At 68.7% G+C, this 18,030-nt stretch carries 15 protein-coding genes; 1 reads left to right on the forward strand and 14 read right to left on the reverse strand.

Annotated features, from left to right (window positions below):
- Positions 1-16: 16 nt before the first annotated feature.
- The 11 genes from menD to glmS form a co-directional block, all read right to left on the reverse strand.
- A complete protein-coding gene (gene menD, locus G9V96_RS05670; protein WP_168582166.1) occupies positions 17-1,789 on the reverse strand; it encodes a 2-succinyl-5-enolpyruvyl-6-hydroxy-3-cyclohexene-1-carboxylic-acid synthase in 1,773 nt (590 codons plus the stop codon).
- Positions 1,789-2,751 carry a hypothetical protein gene (locus G9V96_RS05675; protein WP_168582167.1) on the reverse strand — a complete coding sequence of 321 codons (963 nt, stop codon included), beginning with the start codon at positions 2,749-2,751 and terminating at the stop codon, positions 1,789-1,791. The genes menD and G9V96_RS05675 overlap by 1 nt, the downstream gene beginning before the upstream one ends.
- A complete protein-coding gene (locus G9V96_RS05680; protein WP_168582168.1) occupies positions 2,741-4,417 on the reverse strand; it encodes a glycoside hydrolase family 3 protein in 1,677 nt (558 codons plus the stop codon). The genes G9V96_RS05675 and G9V96_RS05680 overlap by 11 nt, the downstream gene beginning before the upstream one ends.
- 200 nt (positions 4,418-4,617) lie before the next feature.
- Positions 4,618-5,685 (reverse strand): tRNA (adenosine(37)-N6)-threonylcarbamoyltransferase complex transferase subunit TsaD, encoded by a 1,068-nt coding sequence (gene tsaD / locus G9V96_RS05685; protein WP_226913499.1) that lies wholly within the window; start codon positions 5,683-5,685, stop codon positions 4,618-4,620.
- Complete coding sequence (gene rimI, locus G9V96_RS05690) at positions 5,682-6,167, reverse strand: ribosomal protein S18-alanine N-acetyltransferase (RefSeq protein ID WP_226913507.1); 486 nt, start codon at positions 6,165-6,167, stop codon at positions 5,682-5,684. The genes tsaD and rimI overlap by 4 nt, the downstream gene beginning before the upstream one ends.
- Positions 6,164-6,850, reverse strand: a complete 687-nt coding sequence (gene tsaB / locus G9V96_RS05695) for a tRNA (adenosine(37)-N6)-threonylcarbamoyltransferase complex dimerization subunit type 1 TsaB (RefSeq protein ID WP_168582169.1) — start codon at positions 6,848-6,850, stop codon at positions 6,164-6,166. The genes rimI and tsaB overlap by 4 nt, the downstream gene beginning before the upstream one ends.
- Positions 6,851-6,927: 77 nt before the next feature.
- Positions 6,928-7,443, reverse strand: a complete 516-nt coding sequence (tsaE, locus tag G9V96_RS05700; RefSeq protein ID WP_168583866.1) for a tRNA (adenosine(37)-N6)-threonylcarbamoyltransferase complex ATPase subunit type 1 TsaE — start codon at positions 7,441-7,443, stop codon at positions 6,928-6,930.
- A gap of 100 nt (positions 7,444-7,543) precedes the next feature.
- A complete protein-coding gene (locus G9V96_RS05705; RefSeq protein WP_168582170.1) occupies positions 7,544-8,791 on the reverse strand; it encodes an alpha/beta fold hydrolase in 1,248 nt (415 codons plus the stop codon).
- A 119-nt stretch (positions 8,792-8,910) separates the two neighbouring features.
- A complete protein-coding gene (locus tag G9V96_RS05710; protein WP_168582171.1) occupies positions 8,911-10,419 on the reverse strand; it encodes a bifunctional ADP-dependent NAD(P)H-hydrate dehydratase/NAD(P)H-hydrate epimerase in 1,509 nt (502 codons plus the stop codon).
- Between the two features lie 43 nt (positions 10,420-10,462).
- Complete coding sequence (locus G9V96_RS05715; RefSeq protein ID WP_168582172.1) at positions 10,463-10,819, reverse strand: holo-ACP synthase; 357 nt, start codon at positions 10,817-10,819, stop codon at positions 10,463-10,465.
- Positions 10,816-12,675, reverse strand: coding sequence for a glutamine--fructose-6-phosphate transaminase (isomerizing) (glmS, locus tag G9V96_RS05720; RefSeq protein WP_168582173.1), 1,860 nt, complete (start codon positions 12,673-12,675; stop codon positions 10,816-10,818). Before glmS ends, G9V96_RS05715 begins: the two co-directional genes overlap by 4 nt.
- A gap of 94 nt (positions 12,676-12,769) precedes the next feature.
- Here glmS and coaA point away from each other — a divergent pair, with 94 nt between their 5' ends.
- A complete protein-coding gene (gene coaA / locus G9V96_RS05725; protein ID WP_168582174.1) occupies positions 12,770-13,723 on the forward strand; it encodes a type I pantothenate kinase in 954 nt (317 codons plus the stop codon).
- A 75-nt stretch (positions 13,724-13,798) separates the two neighbouring features.
- Here coaA and G9V96_RS15425 read toward each other — a convergent pair whose 3' ends face one another.
- The 3 genes from G9V96_RS15425 to mptB form a co-directional block, all read right to left on the reverse strand.
- Positions 13,799-14,365 carry an aggregation-promoting factor C-terminal-like domain-containing protein gene (locus tag G9V96_RS15425; RefSeq protein ID WP_449727782.1) on the reverse strand — a complete coding sequence of 189 codons (567 nt, stop codon included), beginning with the start codon at positions 14,363-14,365 and terminating at the stop codon, positions 13,799-13,801.
- A 388-nt stretch (positions 14,366-14,753) separates the two neighbouring features.
- On the reverse strand, positions 14,754-16,076 hold the full coding sequence (locus G9V96_RS05735; protein ID WP_226913508.1) for a PhoH family protein: 1,323 nt from the start codon (positions 16,074-16,076) through the stop codon (positions 14,754-14,756).
- A 233-nt stretch (positions 16,077-16,309) separates the two neighbouring features.
- The gene (gene mptB, locus G9V96_RS05740) at positions 16,310-17,938 is read right to left on the reverse strand and encodes a polyprenol phosphomannose-dependent alpha 1,6 mannosyltransferase MptB (protein ID WP_168582176.1); all 1,629 of its coding nucleotides are present in this window, start codon (positions 17,936-17,938) and stop codon (positions 16,310-16,312) included.
- Between the last annotated feature and the right edge of the window lie 92 nt (positions 17,939-18,030).

The raw sequence follows: 18,030 nt of genomic DNA on the forward strand, positions 1-18,030 counted from the left end.
GGGGTCCCCTGGCGGGTCAGCCCACAGCGCGAAGCAGTGCCGCGGCGAAATCCTGGCGACCGGTGCGCGCCAGCGGCACCTCCACGATCCGCAACCCGCGCGGTCGTTCCCGAACCGCGCTCGCCAGTTCCTCCGGTGTGCACGCGGCCGCGTAGGGCACGGCGTGTGCGGCGGCCAGGTCGACGATCCGAACTCCGGTCGGGGTGGCGAACACCCGCTCGAATGCCCCCGGGGAATGTCGGCGCTGCGCATCCTGGCCGTATTCCAGGGTGTCAAAGATTCCGCCGCCGTCATCGTTGGCCACCACGATGGTCAGGTCGGGCAGGGGCTCCCCCGGCCCGATGAGCAGGCCGTTGGTGTCGTGCAGGAACGTCAGGTCGCCCAGCAGCGCATAGGTGGGTTGTCGGGTCGCCAGCGCGAGTCCGACCGCTGTGGAGACGCAGCCGTCGATCCCGGCCAGCCCGCGACTGGCCAGCACCTGGGCGGTGTCGGCGTACCGGGCAGCGTCAACGTCACGTACACCGTTAGAGGAGCCGAGGAAGAGCAGCGACTCATCGGGCAGCGCGCTCAACAGGGTCGAAGCCACCGCCGGGCCGTGCGGCCACCCCTGATCCAGCAGCGGACGCACCCGCTCGGAGGCCTCCCGGGCTGCCTCGGACCAGGCCCGCAGGAACTCACTGGTGGCGGCCACATCTTCCATTGCGAGTTCGCTATCGCAGAGCAGCCGCAACGCAGACCAGGGGTAGACCGCATCCAGCACATGGCCGGGGTCGGGCCAGCGGGTGCCGGAGGTGACCATCTCCACGCGCACCCCTGGCAGGCGCAGCAACTGGGCCATCGAACGCGACAGGGTGAGCCGGCCCAGGACGAGAATGCGATCAGGCCGCAGCGCCCGGCGTTGCGCCAGTGGCGCAAGCAACGCACCGTGTGGCATTCGGTTGCCGCACGGCAGCACGTCGCAGTCCGGGTGGGCTTGTCCGAAGGGTTCGCAGATCACCGGATGCCCGAGATGGTCGGCTACTCGCAGCGCCTCGGCGTGGGCCCGCAGCGGCAGATCGCCCAGCACGATCAAGGTGCGCGGTTGCGCGGTAATCATGTCGCCCTCGCCAGGAATCGGCCCGCCCATCCAGCGCGGCGTCCGCGGGTCCAGTCCGACCCGGGTCCATGGCGAACCGTTCGGGCGCCCCTCCAGTGACTCCGGCCACGGCGGTTGCCCTCGATCAGCGGGCACCAACGGATCCCGGAGCGGGATGTTGAGGTGCACCGGACCAGGGTCGGCCCCCAACGCTCCCAGCGCCGCCGCCATCGCCCGGTCGGCGCCGGTGCGCCAGGCCTGCTGGATGCCGATCCGCACGGCCGGGGTCTCCAAGTCGTGCGCCCAGCGCACCGCGCCACCGAAGACCTTGACCTGGTCGGTGGTCTGGTTGGCCCGGGTGCCCCGCAGCTCGGGCGGGCGGTCGGCGGTGAGCAGCAGCATGGGGACGCCCGCCTCATGAGCCTCCAGCACCGCGGGGTGCAGGTTGGCCACAGCCGTACCAGAGGTGGTGACGACGGGAGCGGGCATTCCGCTGGCCTTGGCCAGACCGAGCGCCAGGAAGGCGGCCGAGCGTTCATCCACCCGCACGTGCAGCCGCAACCGACCGGCGCGATCGGCCTCGTGGAAGGCGTAGGCCAGCGGCGCCGAACGCGAACCCGGGCACAGCACCACCTCGCGCACCCCAAGTCGGCAGAGTTCATCGACCAGGACACCGCACAGCGCTGCGGACGGGGTCGGCGAGGTGAGCTCCATCAGGAACCCGCCCCCAAGTCGCAACGGTGCCGGCCACCGGCGGCGGCCGCCGCCCACGCCCCTAGAGCGGTATCCAAAGCTTCCGGCCGGTCGACTCCGGCGGCGAGCGCGGCAGCCAAAGCGCCGCAGAAGGCGTGGTGGGCTGGTTCCGGCGCGGCCAGGATCGTCGCGGGCGCCCACGGATCCAGCGGCGGCTGCACCTGTAGCCCATCCCACCAGGCGCCACCCGCGCCGGCCAGGATCAACGTCGAGGCCGGTGCCGCTGGAGAATCTGCGAGCAGGCCGGCACCGTCAGGGTCGACAACCGCCACGTCGAGTCGTTCCACGAGCGTGCTGGCCGTCAACGCCGGGAAGGGGCGCAGGTCGCCGACGATCTGCAGGTCGGCGTCGTAGGCCGCCTCGAGCAGGCTCCGACCGACGCCGAGCATCAGGCCTTCGATGAGCAGCACATCACCCGGTTGGCATTCGGCCAGAGCGTTGCGGGCCTGCGTAAGCCATTCCTGGGCCAGTGGCGAATCCAGGTCCTGGGGGCTCATCGGGACGATCCCGGGGCGGATGATCGTCTCCTCCTCCGGCTCGGGATAGCTCTCAAGGAGGGAATCCGCCAGCAGGCGTTCGTCCAAGGTCTGCTGCGCATTGGGGCTCCAGCGCAGCAGGCGCTCCATGGTGGGGCCGGGCACGCTCAAGACGGCGCTGGTATCGACCCCGGCGCTGTCCAGGCAGCTCAGACACCACAACCCGTCGGCGTCGTCGCCGCAGACCGCCGACAGCGTGGTTCGCGCCCCGGCTCGGGCAGCCGCCGCCGCGCCTAGGGCCGCCGCACCGCCGAGGGTGCGTTGTTCGGAGCTCACCACATGCACCGGGGCCCGTCCGGGCGAAGTCGGCAGCGCCAGCGTGGAGCACCCGTATTCGACCGCGAGCGCGCCACAGACCAGCACCCTGTCCTGGCGGTCAGCGGCCACAGCCAGCGCCTGCCTGCACCGAACCGACCGCGACCGGCAGCGCACCGGGCGCGCGGCTGCGGCCCAGCAGTACGTCCACGACCGCGGTGAAGGTAGCCGGGGTACGCCCGTAGGCCGCGATCTTGACGCCCTTGCTGGACGCCAACCCGTAGGGGACGTCCAGGGCCACCAGCACGTCAGCGGTTGCGCTGGTGGCACCGGAGCTGCGCGCCGAACCGGCGCGGTAGACCCCGCCGCCCAACAAAGCAACCGTCGTCCCGGTGTCGTTGACGCGCAGACCAGCTCGTTTGGCCGCCGCTGCCAGCGCTGCACGATCTGCGGCGGTGCCCCCGCTGGGGGTGATGGAGCGGCCCACGAGTCGTCGACCGCACCTGCCAGAAATCTGGGTCAGCGAAGAGGTGGCCACCTCGCGGGCGATGTTCCCGTGCGAGCCCGGAGCTGAATCCTTCGGTACCGCCGCCACATTGGCCCGCAGCGTGGCGACCATCAGGGCGGCGGAGGCCTCCAGCCGGGACCGGCTGATCCGCCCGGTTGTGACGGCGTCCTCGATGGCGCTGACGGCAGCCGCAGGGTCGGCCGGCATCAGCAGCACATCCGCCCCGGCTTCCAGCGCCCGCACCGCAGCCTCTCCGGCGCCGATGCCCTCGGTGATGGCCCCCATGTTGAGGGCGTCGGTGACGATCAGGCCCTGATAGCCGAGTTTGTCGCGCAGCAGGTCGGTGGTGACGGCTCGGCTCAGGCTCGCGGGGCGCTGGCGGTCCACCGCGTCCAGGATCACGTGGGCGGTCATCACTGCCGGGGCCCCGGCCTTGACCGCGTCGCGGAAGGGCACCAGGTCTCGCTTGGTCAGGGCCGCCAGGTCGGCGTCCTGGCGGGCCAGCCCGGTGTGGGTGTCGCCCCGGACGCTGCCGTGGCCGGGGAAGTGTTTGACGACCGGCAGAATCCCGGACTGTCGGTAGCCGCGCACATAGCCCGCCGCTATCCGAGACACCAGCGCCGGGTCGCTGCCCGGTGAACGGACCCCGATGGTGGGATCCGCCGCCCCGATGGTGACGTCTGCGTCCGGGGCCATCACCACGGTGAAACCCAACCCGCGCAGTTCAGCCCCCGAGGCCCGCCCGACCTTGGCGGCCAGGCCTGCTGAACCGGCCGCCCCGAGCGCCATCGCGCCTGGGAACTGGGTCAGGGGGGCGTCCAACCGGGTGACGGTGCCACCTTCTTGGTCCACCGCCACGAAGGCCGGCCAGCGCCTGCCGCTGGCGGTGACGGCGGCGCTGATCCGCGCGTTCCCAGCCTTGGCCGCGCCAGCGGCAGCGGGTCCGGCGGGAAGCGCGTTGCGCATCACGACCACTCCGCCGTAACCCTGCTGTCGCACGGTTGCTGCGGCACCGGCGTCGATGCTGCCCAGGTCGGGCACCACGAGTTGGGCGGCCAGGGCGGCCGTGCTCAGCGGGGCCACATCTGCGGCGGCGCGGCGTCGTTGCGCCTGGCTCAGACGGGGCACGGTAGGCGAGGCCGCCGGTGTCGTTGCCGGGCTCGCAGCACTGGATCGGGGGGTCGCCGAGGGTGCGCCGGAGGTGCCCTGCGCGGTCGGCGCGGCCCCGGTACACCCGGCAGCCCCAAGCGCCACCGCTGCAGCGAAAGCGATCCGGCGTGTGGTCTTCATGCGCTCACCCCTGGTCATCCCCATCAGGCCATCGTGCCTGATACCTGCAGGACATGCGGTATGCCGCGGCGGACCCGCCCGAGCCTACGCGCGGTGGCACCCCAGCTGCGGCCGAAGCGACCGGCCGCGGCGATATCCGAGCACTGCCGAGCCGCAGCGGCACGTTTTCATGACCACCCCAGTGGGTCCTCGCGGCTGCTTCAGGCTTGGACGACTTCCAGCGGCATCGAGGAATCCGTGGCCAAGTCCAGGGCCGAGGGAGCCCGCCCGCGCATGATCAGTTGCGAGCCGAGGGCCGCGACCATCGCCCCGTTGTCGGTGCACAGGCCCGGGCGAGGCACCCGCAACCGGATCCCCGCCTCATCGCAGCGCCGCTGTGCGTATTCGCGCAGGCGACTGTTGGCCGCTACTCCACCACCGATAAGTAGATCCTTCGCATCGTGCTCGCGACAGGCAAGGACCGCCTTGCGGGTGAGCACATCCACCACCGCGTCCTGGAAACTCGCGGCCACATCGGCGACCGGGACCTCCCGTCCGGCAGCGCTGCACGCTTCCACCCACCGAGCAACCGCCGTCTTCAGGCCGGAGAAACTGAAGTCATATCGGTGGTTCTGCATGTCGCGTCCTGAGGTGAGACCGCGCGGGAATGCGATTGCCTGCGGGTTGCCCTCCTTGGCGATGGCGTCGATGTGTGGTCCCCCCGGATAAGGCAGCCCGAGCAGGCGAGCCACCTTGTCGTAGGCCTCACCGGCGGCATCATCCACGGTCTGGCCCAGGGAGATGACATCGCTGGAGATATCGCGCACCAGCAACAGGTTGGAGTGCCCCCCGGAGACGAGCAGGGCGCACATCGGCTCCGGCAACTCGCCGTGCTCCAGCACGTCCACCCCGACGTGGGCAACAAGGTGGTTGATGCCGTACAGCGGCAGATCCAACGCCAGGGACAGTGACTTCGCAGCAGCCACCCCCACCAACAGTGCACCGGCCAGCCCGGGCCCGCTGGTCACCGCGATGGCGTCCAGCTCTCCCAGGCCTACACCGGCGTCATCACAGGCCTTCTCGATCATCGGGACCATCGCCTCCAGGTGGGCCCGAGAAGCGATCTCGGGGATCACCCCGCCGAAGCGGGCGTGTTCTTCCACGCTGCTGGCAACCGCATTGGAGAGCAGTTCCTGGCCGCGCACGATGGCGACCCCGGTCTCGTCGCACGAGGACTCGATGCCGAGCACGAGTGGCGCCGCAGACGGGCTGGGCAAGGTGGTGGTCACGATCGATGTCCTTCCAAAGGCAGTCGCATGATGAGGGCGTCGACGTCACCCGGTTGGTAGTAGCGCCGTCGACGCGAGATGGTCGTGAACCCGGCTGAGCTGTACAGCCCGGCGGCGGGGTCGTTGTCTGCCCGGACCTCCAGCATGAGGTGAGCGGCGCCATACGCGCGGGCCGTCTCGATGAGCCACCCCAGCAGCCGCCGACCGTACCCGAACCCCTGCCCGGCCGGGGCGACCGCGATCGTCATGACGTCCGCGACCTCCCCTGCCAGGTCCAACCCGGCGTAGCCGAGGATCTCGGTTTCGCTTTCGAGCACGATATAGGCCCGGCGCGGCCGCCCCGCCAACTCCGACCACCAGGTGGCCTGACTCCAGGCGTCCGCCCCGAAGAGCTCGGTCTCCAGGTCGGCGAGCTGCTCGATGTCGCGCCAACACAGTTCGCGCAATCGAGCGGATCGGAGCCTCAGCGCCTCCTGGCTCACCGCTGCCTCAACACCGACTTGGTCTTGGTGGAGGGCACCGCGTCGGGTCGACGCAGATAGAGCGGCTCAATGCCCGGCAGGCAGACACCGGCGTGCAGCCGAGTCGCGGCCAGATCTGCCAACGCCGCCGCGTCGACATCCAGCACGGGTAGCGCGTCACCGAAGCATTCGGGGTAGAGCTGCCCCCCGCGCCCGGCCACCGGCAGTGCCCCCACCTCCTCGCTGATATCGGCGGCCCGATCCACCGCCGGCTGGGTGCAAGCACGAATGCCTGCTGCGGTGAGCTCGTACTGGGCCCAATAGACTTCGCGCCGCCTGGCGTCGGTGGCCACAACGATCTGACCCGGTTCGGCCTGCGGACCTCGTTCCAGGTGTACCTGGTGGGCGATCGCGTCCAGGCTGCACAGCCCGTGCACCGGAATGCCGAGCGCGTGCGCAAAGGTCGCGGCAGTGACTACTCCAACGCGCAGCCCGGTGAAGGGACCCGGACCGATCCCGGTGACGACCTCGGTGAGGTCTGCGGGCGCGACGCCCGCCTGCGCCAGCACAGTGCGGATCGCCGGAGCCAGGAGTTCGCCGTGCCCTTGCGGGCTGATGACGCTGGACGCGGCCAGGGTCCGCGTGCCGTCGTGCAGGGCAGCGGTGACGGCGGAGGTGGCGGTGTCAAGAGCAAGGAGCAGCACCGCACAAGGCTAGAACACCCACTTGCGGGGCCGGTATCGTGCCCAGTTCCGCCCGGCAGAAGACCGCCGCGCCGGGGTCAGACCAGAATTGGCTCGTCGGCCCAGCGTGGGCCGTAACCCAGCACCCGCACCTGGCGCGGGTCCGGCCCGTCCAGGTCGATCGCCGCGTCCGGGTCGTGGACGACAGCGCTGGCTTGCTCACCCAAGGCACGCACCAGTTCCACGCGCAGATGGGATTCGGCGAGCTGCTCGGCCATCCCGGCGCCCCACTCGATGACCGTCACCGATGAGTTGACGTCGGCGTCAAGGTCCAGGTCATCCAGCTCGGCTGCATCCGAGAGCCGGTAGGCGTCCACGTGGACCAGCGCAGGGCCGCCGACCTCGCTGGGGTGGATCCGGGAGATGACGAATGTGGGCGAGGTGATCGGTCCTCGCACGCCTAAGCCCTCGCCGAGGCCCTGCGTGAAGGTCGTTTTGCCGGCGCCGAGTTCCCCGGCCAGCACGAGCACATCGCCAGGTCGCAATCGGGCGGCGATCACGCGTCCCAGGTCTGCGGTGTCTTCAGCGCTCACCAGCCTGCGCCAGGTCACCAGCTCGACCGGTGCATCCTGACCTGCCTCGAGCGCAGCTGATTCATCAGGCACTGCGTTTGCCTGCACGGACGTTTCGCTTGCTGCTGCTGACTTCGGGATCTCAGGCACTGCGCGATCGACCCGCTTCCCGCTGACGACGAGCTGCATCCCGGGCCTGGCGAGCGACCCGCCGAGCGTGCACATCCCGCACCGTGGTCTTGGCGCGGCGGCGCGGCGGGAGCTGTTCCTTGGGGTTCTCGGCAGTTCGCTGTGCCCGTTCCACCAGTTCCAGCAGGTGCTCGTTGAGCACTGTCGGGTGCTCCAGCATGATGACGTGGCCGCCGTCCTTGATGACGATCTGCTCGGCGCCGGGCACCAGCCGCACGATCTCCTCGCTGTGCTCGACGGGAGTGAGCCGGTCTTCCGTCCCGCTGATGACCAGGGTCTCGACGCCGTCGAAGGTCCGCAGGGCGTCCCGTTTGTCATGGGTGTCGAAGTGCGGGAAGAAGGCTGAAATGACCTCCATCCGGGTGCCGAAGATCATGTCGGTAGTGAGCTGGGCGATAGACAGCGGCACCGGCGAACCGAAGGAGCCCCAGTCAACGAGGAAGTCCATGATGTCGCGGCCCTGCTTGACCGTGGCATCAACCAGCCCCTGACGCCGAGCGAGACGACCCGCCGCTGCCGGGGTCACCCGCCGGATGACCTTGGCTGCCATCTGCCCGACCCCGTAGGAGACGCTGGAGAGGTTGCCGGGACTGGTGGCCACGAATGCGGCGCCGACGACCCGCTCCCGGACGAACTCCTCGTGATCCAGCGCGAGCGACATCATCGTCATCCCGCCCATGGAGTGACCGACGAGCACTAGCGGGCCCGTGGGTGCGACCTGTTCCAAGACCCGAAAGAGGTCATCACCCAACTGGTCGATGACATAGGACTCTCGCGGGCCGGTACCGGAACGGCCATGGCCACGCTGGTCCCACAGCACGACTCGATATCCCGCCTCGCGCAACGCGCGACGTTGGAAAACCCATGAGGTCAAGCTCAAGCAGTACCCGTGCGAGAAAACGACGGTCGGTTTTCCCGGATCGTCGCTGCCGGCCGGTTCATCGATCTCAACGTGCAGTTCCACCCCGTCGCCTGCGGTGACGACACACTGCGCATCCGGTTTGTCGTGGTAGCGGGGATCGATTCCGGCGGCGTCCAGGGCCACGGCCGTGCGCCGATCACGGCTGAGGCGATCGGCGGCGACACCGGCGGCAGCGGTGAGCCCGGCAGCGACCAACCCCAACCCCATGCCGAGGCCAGGCCCGCTGGCCGAGCCGCTGCTCGGCAGGCGGGGAACGCCGCGAGGTCCCTGTCCAGCCATGCTGTCTACCTCCATCGAGGTGATTCCTGATGCCCCGGTTCGAGCCGTACCGGTCCGGTCGGCGCTGGGCGCGTGCAACTACACCAGAATACGGGCGTTACCTACGGGTCAACTTTGACCTACGAGAGGCCGCGTTGCACCAGCTGGGCCACGGTTCTGGGTATGGCGTGGGCCACGCCCAGCGCGCGGACAGGGCCTCCAGGATTGCTCTGGTGCGCACTGAGACCGTGCACCAGGCTCGCCAGGGCACCTGCGTCCAACGGATCCAGCCCGGCTGCGAGTAGCGCCCCGGCCAGACCTGCTAATACGTCACCGGCCCCGGCTGTGGCCAGCCACGCGGGCGCATCTGCTTGGGCGCGCACCGGCAGGTTCTCACTGGGTGGCACCACGTAGGTGGTCGCCCCCTTGAGCAGCACGGTGGCATGTAGCAACTGGGCGGCCCTGCGGGCGTGTCGAATCGGCTCAGCGCTGATGTCGGCGGCGCTCAGCTGCACCCCGTCCAGGCGGCTGAGCAGCCGGGCCAGTTCACCCGCGTGCGGGGTGAGCAGGGTTCGGGCCCCGGCCCCCGCCCGCGGGCCCTCCAGCAGAGCCAACCCGCCGGCGTCGACCACGCACGGCTCGCCCGAGTCCAACGCTGCGCGCGCCGCGGCGACCTGGGCCAGATCGGCCTCGTCGGCCTGGCTCGGGTCCGGATCGAGCCCCGGACCGACTACCCAGGCCTGCACTCGCCCCGGCCCATGCACAGCTTCGGGAACCGCGGCCTGCACCAGCGAGGTGGGGTGGCTCGGGCCGACGTAGCGCACCATCCCAGCGCCGGCTTCGACCGCAGCCGTCACCGCAAGCACTGCCGCCCCGGGGTAGGACTGTCCGCCCGCGACGATGCCGACCACCCCGCGGGTGTACTTGTCGTCGTCCGGACCGGGCAGAGGCCACAACGCGGCGACGTCGTCATGTCCCAGGCGTTCCACGCTCGGGGTCGAGACCATCTCGAGGCCGATGTCGATAACGCTCAACAACCCGCAACGCGGGGCGGTCGCCAACAGGTGCACGGGCTTGCACACCCCGAAGGCCACGGTCTCGTCGGCCCAGATCCCCTCGCTGTGCGCCCTCTCCCCTGCCGGGTCTGCGCCGGTAGGCAGATCGGCCGCCAGCATGTAGGCGTCTTCGGCAATCGAATCCAGCAACCCCGACAGCAGCTGCGCCGACTTAGCCGAAAACCCTGGCGTGCCACCGATACCCGCGATCCCGTCGATCACCAGATCGGCCTCGCCCAGGGCCGCCACGGCCTGCTCGTACTCACTCTGCGCGTCGATGACCTGCACGCCGCGCTCGCGGGCCTGCGCCAGGGCGGCCTCGTGGGCACCGTCGGCGGAAGTCAGAACGGCGACCACCCCGGCAGCGACCTCTTTGCGCTGCAACCGAGCCAGGGCATACAGGGTGTCGCCCCCGTTACCGCCGGACCCGACCAGGCCCACCACTCGGGCGTCCGGCACATCCTGCAGCCGCGCCATCACGACTTCGGCGAGCCCACGGGCGGCGCGCTGCATGAGCTCACCCTCAGGCAGCTTCTTCATCGCCGCTGCCTCTGCGGCGCGAACCACCTCAACCGACCACGCACGGATCGTCATACCAGTCCTCCAGTTATCGGGTCGTCGAGTCTGTACGGATCGATCACGTTCCGGCGTGCGCAACGACCACAGCGACCGCTACTCCCGCATCGTGCGAAATGGACAGGTGAAACCCGGCCACGCCCAACTCGTCGGCGCGGGCCTGCACGGTTCCGCTGACCGCCAGCGATGGCGCGCCGTGGGCACCTCTGCTGATGCAGGCGTCCTGCCAACTCATTCCCGGCGGGGAGCCGAGACTCTTGGCCAGCGCTTCTTTGGCCGCGAACCGCCCGGCAAGGGACAGCAGCGGCATCTCACGCTCGCTGGGGGTGAAGAGCCGCTCCCGCACGCCAGGCGTGCGGGAGAGGACCTCTTCGAAGCGTTCGACGCCCACGACGTCGATGCCGATACCGACGATCACTCGACGGTGACCGACTTGGCGAGGTTACGGGGCTGGTCGACGTCCAAACCCTTGGCCGTCGCCAGTTCACAGGCGAAGACCTGCAGCGGGATGATCGTCAACAGCGGCTCCAGCAGCGGCGGCGCCTGCGGAACCCGGATCACCTCGTCGGCGAAGGGCTCGACATCGTGATCGCCCTCTTCGGCGATCACCAGGGTGCGAGCGCCGCGAGCGCGGATCTCTTGGATATTGGAGACGACCTTGCCGTGCAGACCGTGCGGGGTGTCCGGGCCGGGCACCACGATGAAGACCGGCTGCCCGGGCTCGATGAGCGCGATGGGACCGTGTTTGAGCTCACCGGCGGCGAAGCCTTCGGCGTGGATGTAGGCGATCTCCTTGAGCTTCAACGCACCTTCCAGAGCGATGGGGAAGCCCACGTGGCGGCCCAGGAAGAGCACCGAGCGGGTGTCGGCCATGAAACGGGCGATTTCGCGGACCCGATCCATCTGACCGAGAAGCTGACTGATCTTTTCCGGGATCGCGTGCAGTTCCCGCATGACCTGCTGCGCTTCGTCGGCGTAGGAGCCGCCGCGTAGCTGGGCCAAGTACAGCCCGAGCACATAACAGGCGGTGATCTGGGCGGTGAAGGCTTTGGTCGAGGCGACCGCGATCTCCGGGCCGGCGTGGGTGTAGAGGACGGCGTCGGACTCACGCGGGATCGTGGCCCCGTGGGTGTTGCAGATCGAGATGGTCTGCGCGCCGAGCTCGCGGGCGTGCTTGACCGCCATCAGGGTGTCCATCGTCTCCCCGGACTGACTGATCGAGACCACCAGCGTCCGCTTGTCCACGACCGGGTCGCGGTAGCGGAACTCGTGTGCCATCTCCACCTCGGTGGGGATGCGTGTCCAGTGTTCGATGGCGTATTTGGCGGTCATGCCGGAGTAGAACGCGGTGCCGCAGGCCACTACCACGATCTTGTTGACCGAGCGCAGGTGCTCCACCGGGATGCGCAGTTCGTCCAGCACCAGGGCGCCGTCTGCGTCGGTGCGGCCCAACAGCGTGGCCTCAACCGCGAGCGGCTGCTCAAGGATCTCCTTCTCCATGAAGGAGGCGTGTCCGCCCTTCTCGGCGGCTTCGGCATCCCAATCTACGTGGAAACTCTTGCCTTGCGCCGGGGTGCCGTCAAAACCGGTGACGACGGCTTCGTCCGCGGTGATGGTGACGATCTGGTCGTTGTCCAGTTCCAGCGCCTCGCGGGTGTAGCCGATGAAGGCGGCCACGTCGGAGCCGAGGAAGTTCTCGCCCTCTCCCAGCCCCACCACCAGCGGCGAGTTACGCCGGGCGGCAACGACCACGCCAGGCTCGTCGGCATGCACGGCAAGCAGCGTGAAAGCCCCGTCCAGGTGCGCCACGACGGTACGCATCGCCTTGGTGAGGTCACCGACCTCCTGGTAGGCGCGGGCCAGTAGGTGGGCGACGACCTCGGTGTCGGTTTCGCTGCGGAACTGCACGCCCTCGGCGATGAGCTTGGTGCGCAGTCCGTGGAAGTTCTCGATGATGCCGTTGTGGATGACGGCCAGCTTCCCGTCGCTGCCGCCGTAGTGCGGGTGGGCGTTCTCATCGGTGGGTCCACCGTGGGTGGCCCAACGGGTGTGGCCGATTCCCGTGTTGGCTGCCGGCATCGGGACGTCTTGGATGGCGCGCTGAAGGTTGGCCAGTTTGCCGGCGCGCTTACGCACGTCCACCGTCGGCCCGTTGATGAGCGCGACGCCCGCGGAATCGTATCCGCGGTATTCGAGGCGGGCCAGGCCCTCCATCACGACGGTCAAGGCCTTGTCATCGATGTTCGGGCCGACATAACCCACGATTCCACACATGGCCCTCAGCCTACTGGACACCCGGAGGAGGCGATGTGCTCTCAACGGGCAGCCCATGACCACATGAGGCCGCCCAGTGCGGGACAATGGCGCGGTGTCAATTGACCAGCGCGTCGTGCCCTCGCCGTACGTGGAGTTCGATCGAGCTGCGTGGGCGCGGCTGCGTTTGACCCACCCGTTGAGCTTGACCCATGACGATCTGGAGCGGCTGCGGGGTGTCGGCGAGCGGCTTGACCTGCACGAGGTGGAACAGGTTTACCTGCCGCTGTCGCGGCTGCTCAGCTTCTACGTCGAGGGTTCGGACCACCTGCGTCTGATCACCTCGGGTTTCCTCGGGGAGCGTCCCGAGCGAACCCCGTTCGTCATCGGCATCGCCGGGTCGGTTGCGGTCGGGAAGTCGACCACAGCCCGCATCCTGCGCGAACTGATGGCCCGCTGGCCGCAGACCCCGCATGTCGAACTCGTCACCACCGACGGCTTTCTCTACCCCAACGCCGTGCTGGAGCGCCAGGGAATCCTGCACCGCAAGGGCTTCCCCGAGTCTTACGATCAACGTGCCCTGCTGCGCTTCGTCGCCGCCGTCAAAGCGGGTGTCGGTGAGGTGACAGCGCCGGTCTACAGCCACCTGACCTACGACATCGTCCCCGATGAGCGGATCGTCGTGCGTCAGCCCGATGTTCTCATCGTCGAAGGCCTCAACGTCTTGCAGCCGCCCCGGGTTCGCGCCGATGGGCGAAGTGGGCTGGCGGTCAGCGACTTCTTCGATTTCTCGGTGTATGTCGACGCGCGCCTGGAGCACATCCGAGAGTGGTACGTCGAGCGTTTCCTGCGGCTAAGGAAAACGGCCTTCACCGACCCGGACTCCTACTTCCACCGCTACGCCCAACTCTCGGACGACGATGCGCGGGCCACGGCGGAACGGATCTGGCGGACCATCAACGAGCCCAACTTGCGAGCCAACGTCGCCACCACGCGCGGCCGAGCCACCTTGGTGCTCACCAAGGGCGCGGATCACGCGGTGCGGTTGGTCCGGCTTCGCAAGCTGTAGACGCCTTCGTCGACCCGAATCGAGCCCGATCACTCCGGTGACGGCGGGGGCTGGTCCGCAGGCGCCCGGCGGTGCTCAGTACCAATTGGTGGCGCGGGAATGCGACCACGCCTTGCACGGGTTGCCGTAGCGCTTCTGGATGTAATCCAAGCCCCACCGAATCTGCGTTTCCGGGTTGGTGCGCCAATCCTTGCCGTGCGAGGCCATTCGCGGCCCCGGCAGCGCTTGCGGAATCCCGTATGCACTAGAGGTGGGGTTATCGGCGCTCACCTGCCAATTGCTTTCTTTGGTCCACAGTTTGTCCAGGCACCGAAACTGTTCAGAGGACCATCCGTGCTCACTGACCAGGCCGCGGGCGATTCCGCGAGGTGAGCTCGCGTAACGAGCAGCCGATCGGTGCGCGTCGCGCTGCGCGCAGCGACCTTGGCCTGCCGGGCGGCCAGTGCATGACGCTGGACCCGCAGCCGGGCGGCCAGTTGCTGACGGGCATTCAAAACCACTGCAGCGGGAGCGAATCCGGGGACCCCGCTGCGAACGGCACGGCTGGCGGCCGGCGCTAAGCCCTGCGCAACAGAGGCCTGCGGTCGGGGCGCTTCGGCCGCTGCGGCGGCGCCCGAGGGCAGGACGGAGGCGAAGGCGCACACGCCCGCGGCGCAGGATATTGCCAGCCGGGTAGACCTGGATCGTGAAGACACCGATGCTCGCTCTCGAAGATTTGGAACCGATTGGTTACGGAACCGTTACCTAAACGATGCCATCAGGTCGGACGTCTGACAAATGGCGGCCCGTTCTAGCAACCCGGGCGCCCTGCACTGCCATTACCCCGCCGGGCATCAGTATCGATCCCAGCTGCCCGGCTGCCCTGGTAATTGCGCACCGATAATGCCCGTGAGTACCCATCTCGGGGACACCCGGCCATCGTCGCAGCGCTCCCTCAGGACCGCTGCACCAACCGGGGGGGCAGGTAAGGGGCCGTCAAACGGCTCGCCCAGAAAAGCAGTCGGATGTCGCCGCAATCGCAGGCCGCGCCTCAGACGTGATCACCTTCCAGGAGATCGGTCACCAGGGCCGCGATCGGGCTGCGTTCGCTACGGGTCAGGGTCACGTGCGCGAACAGCGGATTTCCCTTCAGGACCTCGATCACCGCAGCCACCCCGTCGTGGCGTCCGACGCGCAGATTGTCGCGTTGGGCCACGTCGTGGGTGAGTATGACCCTGGAGTTCTGCCCGATCCGGGAAAGGACCGTCAAAAGAACGTTCCGTTCCAGGGACTGAGCCTCGTCGACGATGACGAACGCATCATGCAATGACCGCCCGCGGATATGGGTGAGCGGCTGCACCTCGAGGATGCCGCGGTCCACGATCTCTTCAACCACCTCGGTGCTGACCACCGCGCCCAGGGTGTCGAAGACGGCCTGGCCCCACGGGCCCATCTTCTCGGCCTCGGTGCCCGGCAGATAGCCGAGGTCCTGCCCACCCACGGCATACAGCGGACGGAAGATGATGACGCGCCGGTGCTGACGGCGCTCCAAGACGGCCTCCAGGCCTGCGCACATAGCCAGCGCACTCTTGCCGGTTCCGGCCCGGCCACCCAAGCTGATGATGCCGATGTCGGGGTCGAGCAACAGATCCAAGGCGATGCGCTGCTCGGCACTACGGCCGTGCAGACCGAAGGCATCACGGTCGCCCCGGACCAGACGGATCGTGCCGTCGGAACTGACCCGTCCGAGTCCCCCACCCCGGGGTGATTGAAGCACCAGCCCGGTGTGGCAAGGCATCTGGCCGGCGCTGTCGTGCACGATCCGCCCCTGCTCGTAGAGGCAATCCATCTCCTCGGTGCTGATCTCCAGCTGTGACATCCCGGTCCAACCGCTGTCCACCGCGAGTTCGGCCCGATACTCCTGGGCGTCCAGGCCCATCGCGGAGGCCTTGATGCGCATGGGCAGGTCCTTGCTCACCACGGTCACCTCGCTGCCCTCATCGGCCAGGTTCTTGGCAACGGCCAGGATGCGGCTGTCGTTGTCACCCAACCGAAAGCCTGGTGGCAGCGTCGTCTGTTCGACGTGATTGAGCTCGACGTGCAGGCTGCCGCCCTGGTCGCCGACGGGCACCGGCACGTCGAGGCGCCCGGCGGATACCCGCAGTTCGTCGAGCAGCCGCAGGGCGGATCGGGCGAAGTACCCCAGTTCGGGGTGGTGCCGTTTGCCTTCGAGTTCGGTAATGACAACGACGGGCAACACCACGTCATGCTCAGCGAATCGAAGGAGTGCCCGCGGGTCTGACAGCAGCACCGAGGTATCGATGACGTAGGTCTTTCGATTCCTGGGACTCACGGGCTCGATGTGTTCAGTCACGAAGAGGTCCTCCCCCACGTCCGTGGACGTCGGTCGACGGGTCCGGAGAAGGCGGCGTCCTAGACCGCTCGGCTGGGCGAGCACGTGCCACTGGACGCGGCAGGCGCCGTTGATCCCCGGCACCGGCTGTCATCGATGCCGGTGTTTCTCGACGGTAGGCGCGGTTGGCCGCCGGAACGGCCGTGCTCACTCGGGCGTCGGCAATTGTTCACCCGCCCGTCGGCCCGCAGACCTCAGTTTCGGCTGTCGGACCCGGTCGGGGCGTTGCCGGTGTTGGCTGCCGGCGACCATTGCCGGTCGTTGGCAGATCCGCCCATCAGCGGTTCGTCGACGCGGTCCAGACGTGCCCGCCCGATGCGGAGCACACCCCAGCCGATGCCGGCCAGCGCCAGGATCCACAGACCGTTGACCACGGCAACGTCCAACGCGGCGTAAGCCAACATCCAGCCGGTCGCCCACACCAGACACTGCACGATGCGCCGATCGGTCAATGTCGCACCGAGCAGCACCGCCCCCCACAGCACGTACCAGGGGTAAACGGTGGGGCCGCCGAGGGTGAAGGCCATGAACGCCGCAGCTGAGGCTGCCACCGGACGACGGGGACCCAACACCCAGGTGATCCAGCCGAGGGCGAGCACCGCCGCGACTGCGCCGCACCCCTGCACGGCAGGTAGCGCCATGGCCGCCCATTCCTGGGGGACCCCGAGCGCCCCCAACGCCCAGGAGAGCGCCGCACCGGCCATCGTCACCGGGGACAAGAACGACAGTACTGAGCCCGGGACGGACAGGTTGGCGATCCACCCCCAGCCCAGCCCGGTCACGACAGTGAGCGCGGTGAAGGCTAGAAAGGCGAGCAGTCCGACCTTGCTGGCGATGCGTAGGTAGGCGCGCTGATCCACGGCGCTTCGCAGCGGGCCTTCGCCGGGTCCTCCGGCCGCGTGGCGATAGGCCAACCCGGCAACCCCGACCAGCGCCAGGACGGCGGTCTGCTTGAAGCCTGCACCGGCGGCGACAGCGACGCTGGCGACGACCCAGCGCCCGTCCGAGGCCAGCAACAACCCGGCGACCACCAAGGCGATCATCACGGCGTCGTTATGCGCGCCCCCGACCAGGTGCAACAGCGTCAGGGGGCTGATCACGCCGAGCCACACCGCGTGATCGCGGCTGACTCCCATCCGCGTCGCCAGCCGGGGTAGCGCCCACGCGATGACGCCCATGGCCACCAGCGCGGGCACACGCATCGCGATGGCCGCGACCAGGGCATGCCCGCCGCTGAGTTCTACGACGATCCGCTGCAGCTGCAAAGCCAGTGGTCCGTACGGGGCCGGGGTGAACAGCCACAACGGATCGACCTGATCGGCGAACGGGCCAGGCACCGCGATCGGACCGGTTTGATAGGGATCCATCCCGCGGCTGACCACCAGGCCCTGGGCGGCGTAGCTGTAGGCATCCCGGCTGAAGATCGGAGGGGCGAACAACAGTGGCGCGCTCCAGATGGCCCAGGTCGCAGTGGGCGCGGTGCGGCGACCCGCCCGCGGGCGCAGTCGCAGCCAGGCCTCGAAGAGTGTTACCAGACCAACGAGGACCACTGCGGTGGAAAGAAGCCGGGCCAACGCACTGTTGAACCAGGGCAGCGCTGCCAGCAGCGGCGCGTCTGCGGGAAGGAATGCCGGCGAAATCGAACCGGCTGCGATGAGCAGCATGGCGATGAACCCCTGCGGGACCAGCGGCCATGCCCACGCCTGCGCGAGTTGGGCCCGGCTGGAGCGCCACAACTGAGAAGTTCGCGCCCGCAGCGATCCGGCGGGTGAGGCTTGCGGCGCGTCTGAACGGGGTGTGGCTGAGGCGGTGGTGGCGCTCACCAGCAGTCCCCCTTTCGTGTGCGCGATTCTCTACATTCCCCGAAGAGAGGCCTCACATCAGCCTGGCATATGACGACGCAACTACTCAGTCA

The sequence above is a fragment of the Gephyromycinifex aptenodytis genome (genome assembly GCF_012277275.1).
GTDB classification, from domain to species: Bacteria; Actinomycetota; Actinomycetes; order Actinomycetales; family Dermatophilaceae; genus Gephyromycinifex; species Gephyromycinifex aptenodytis.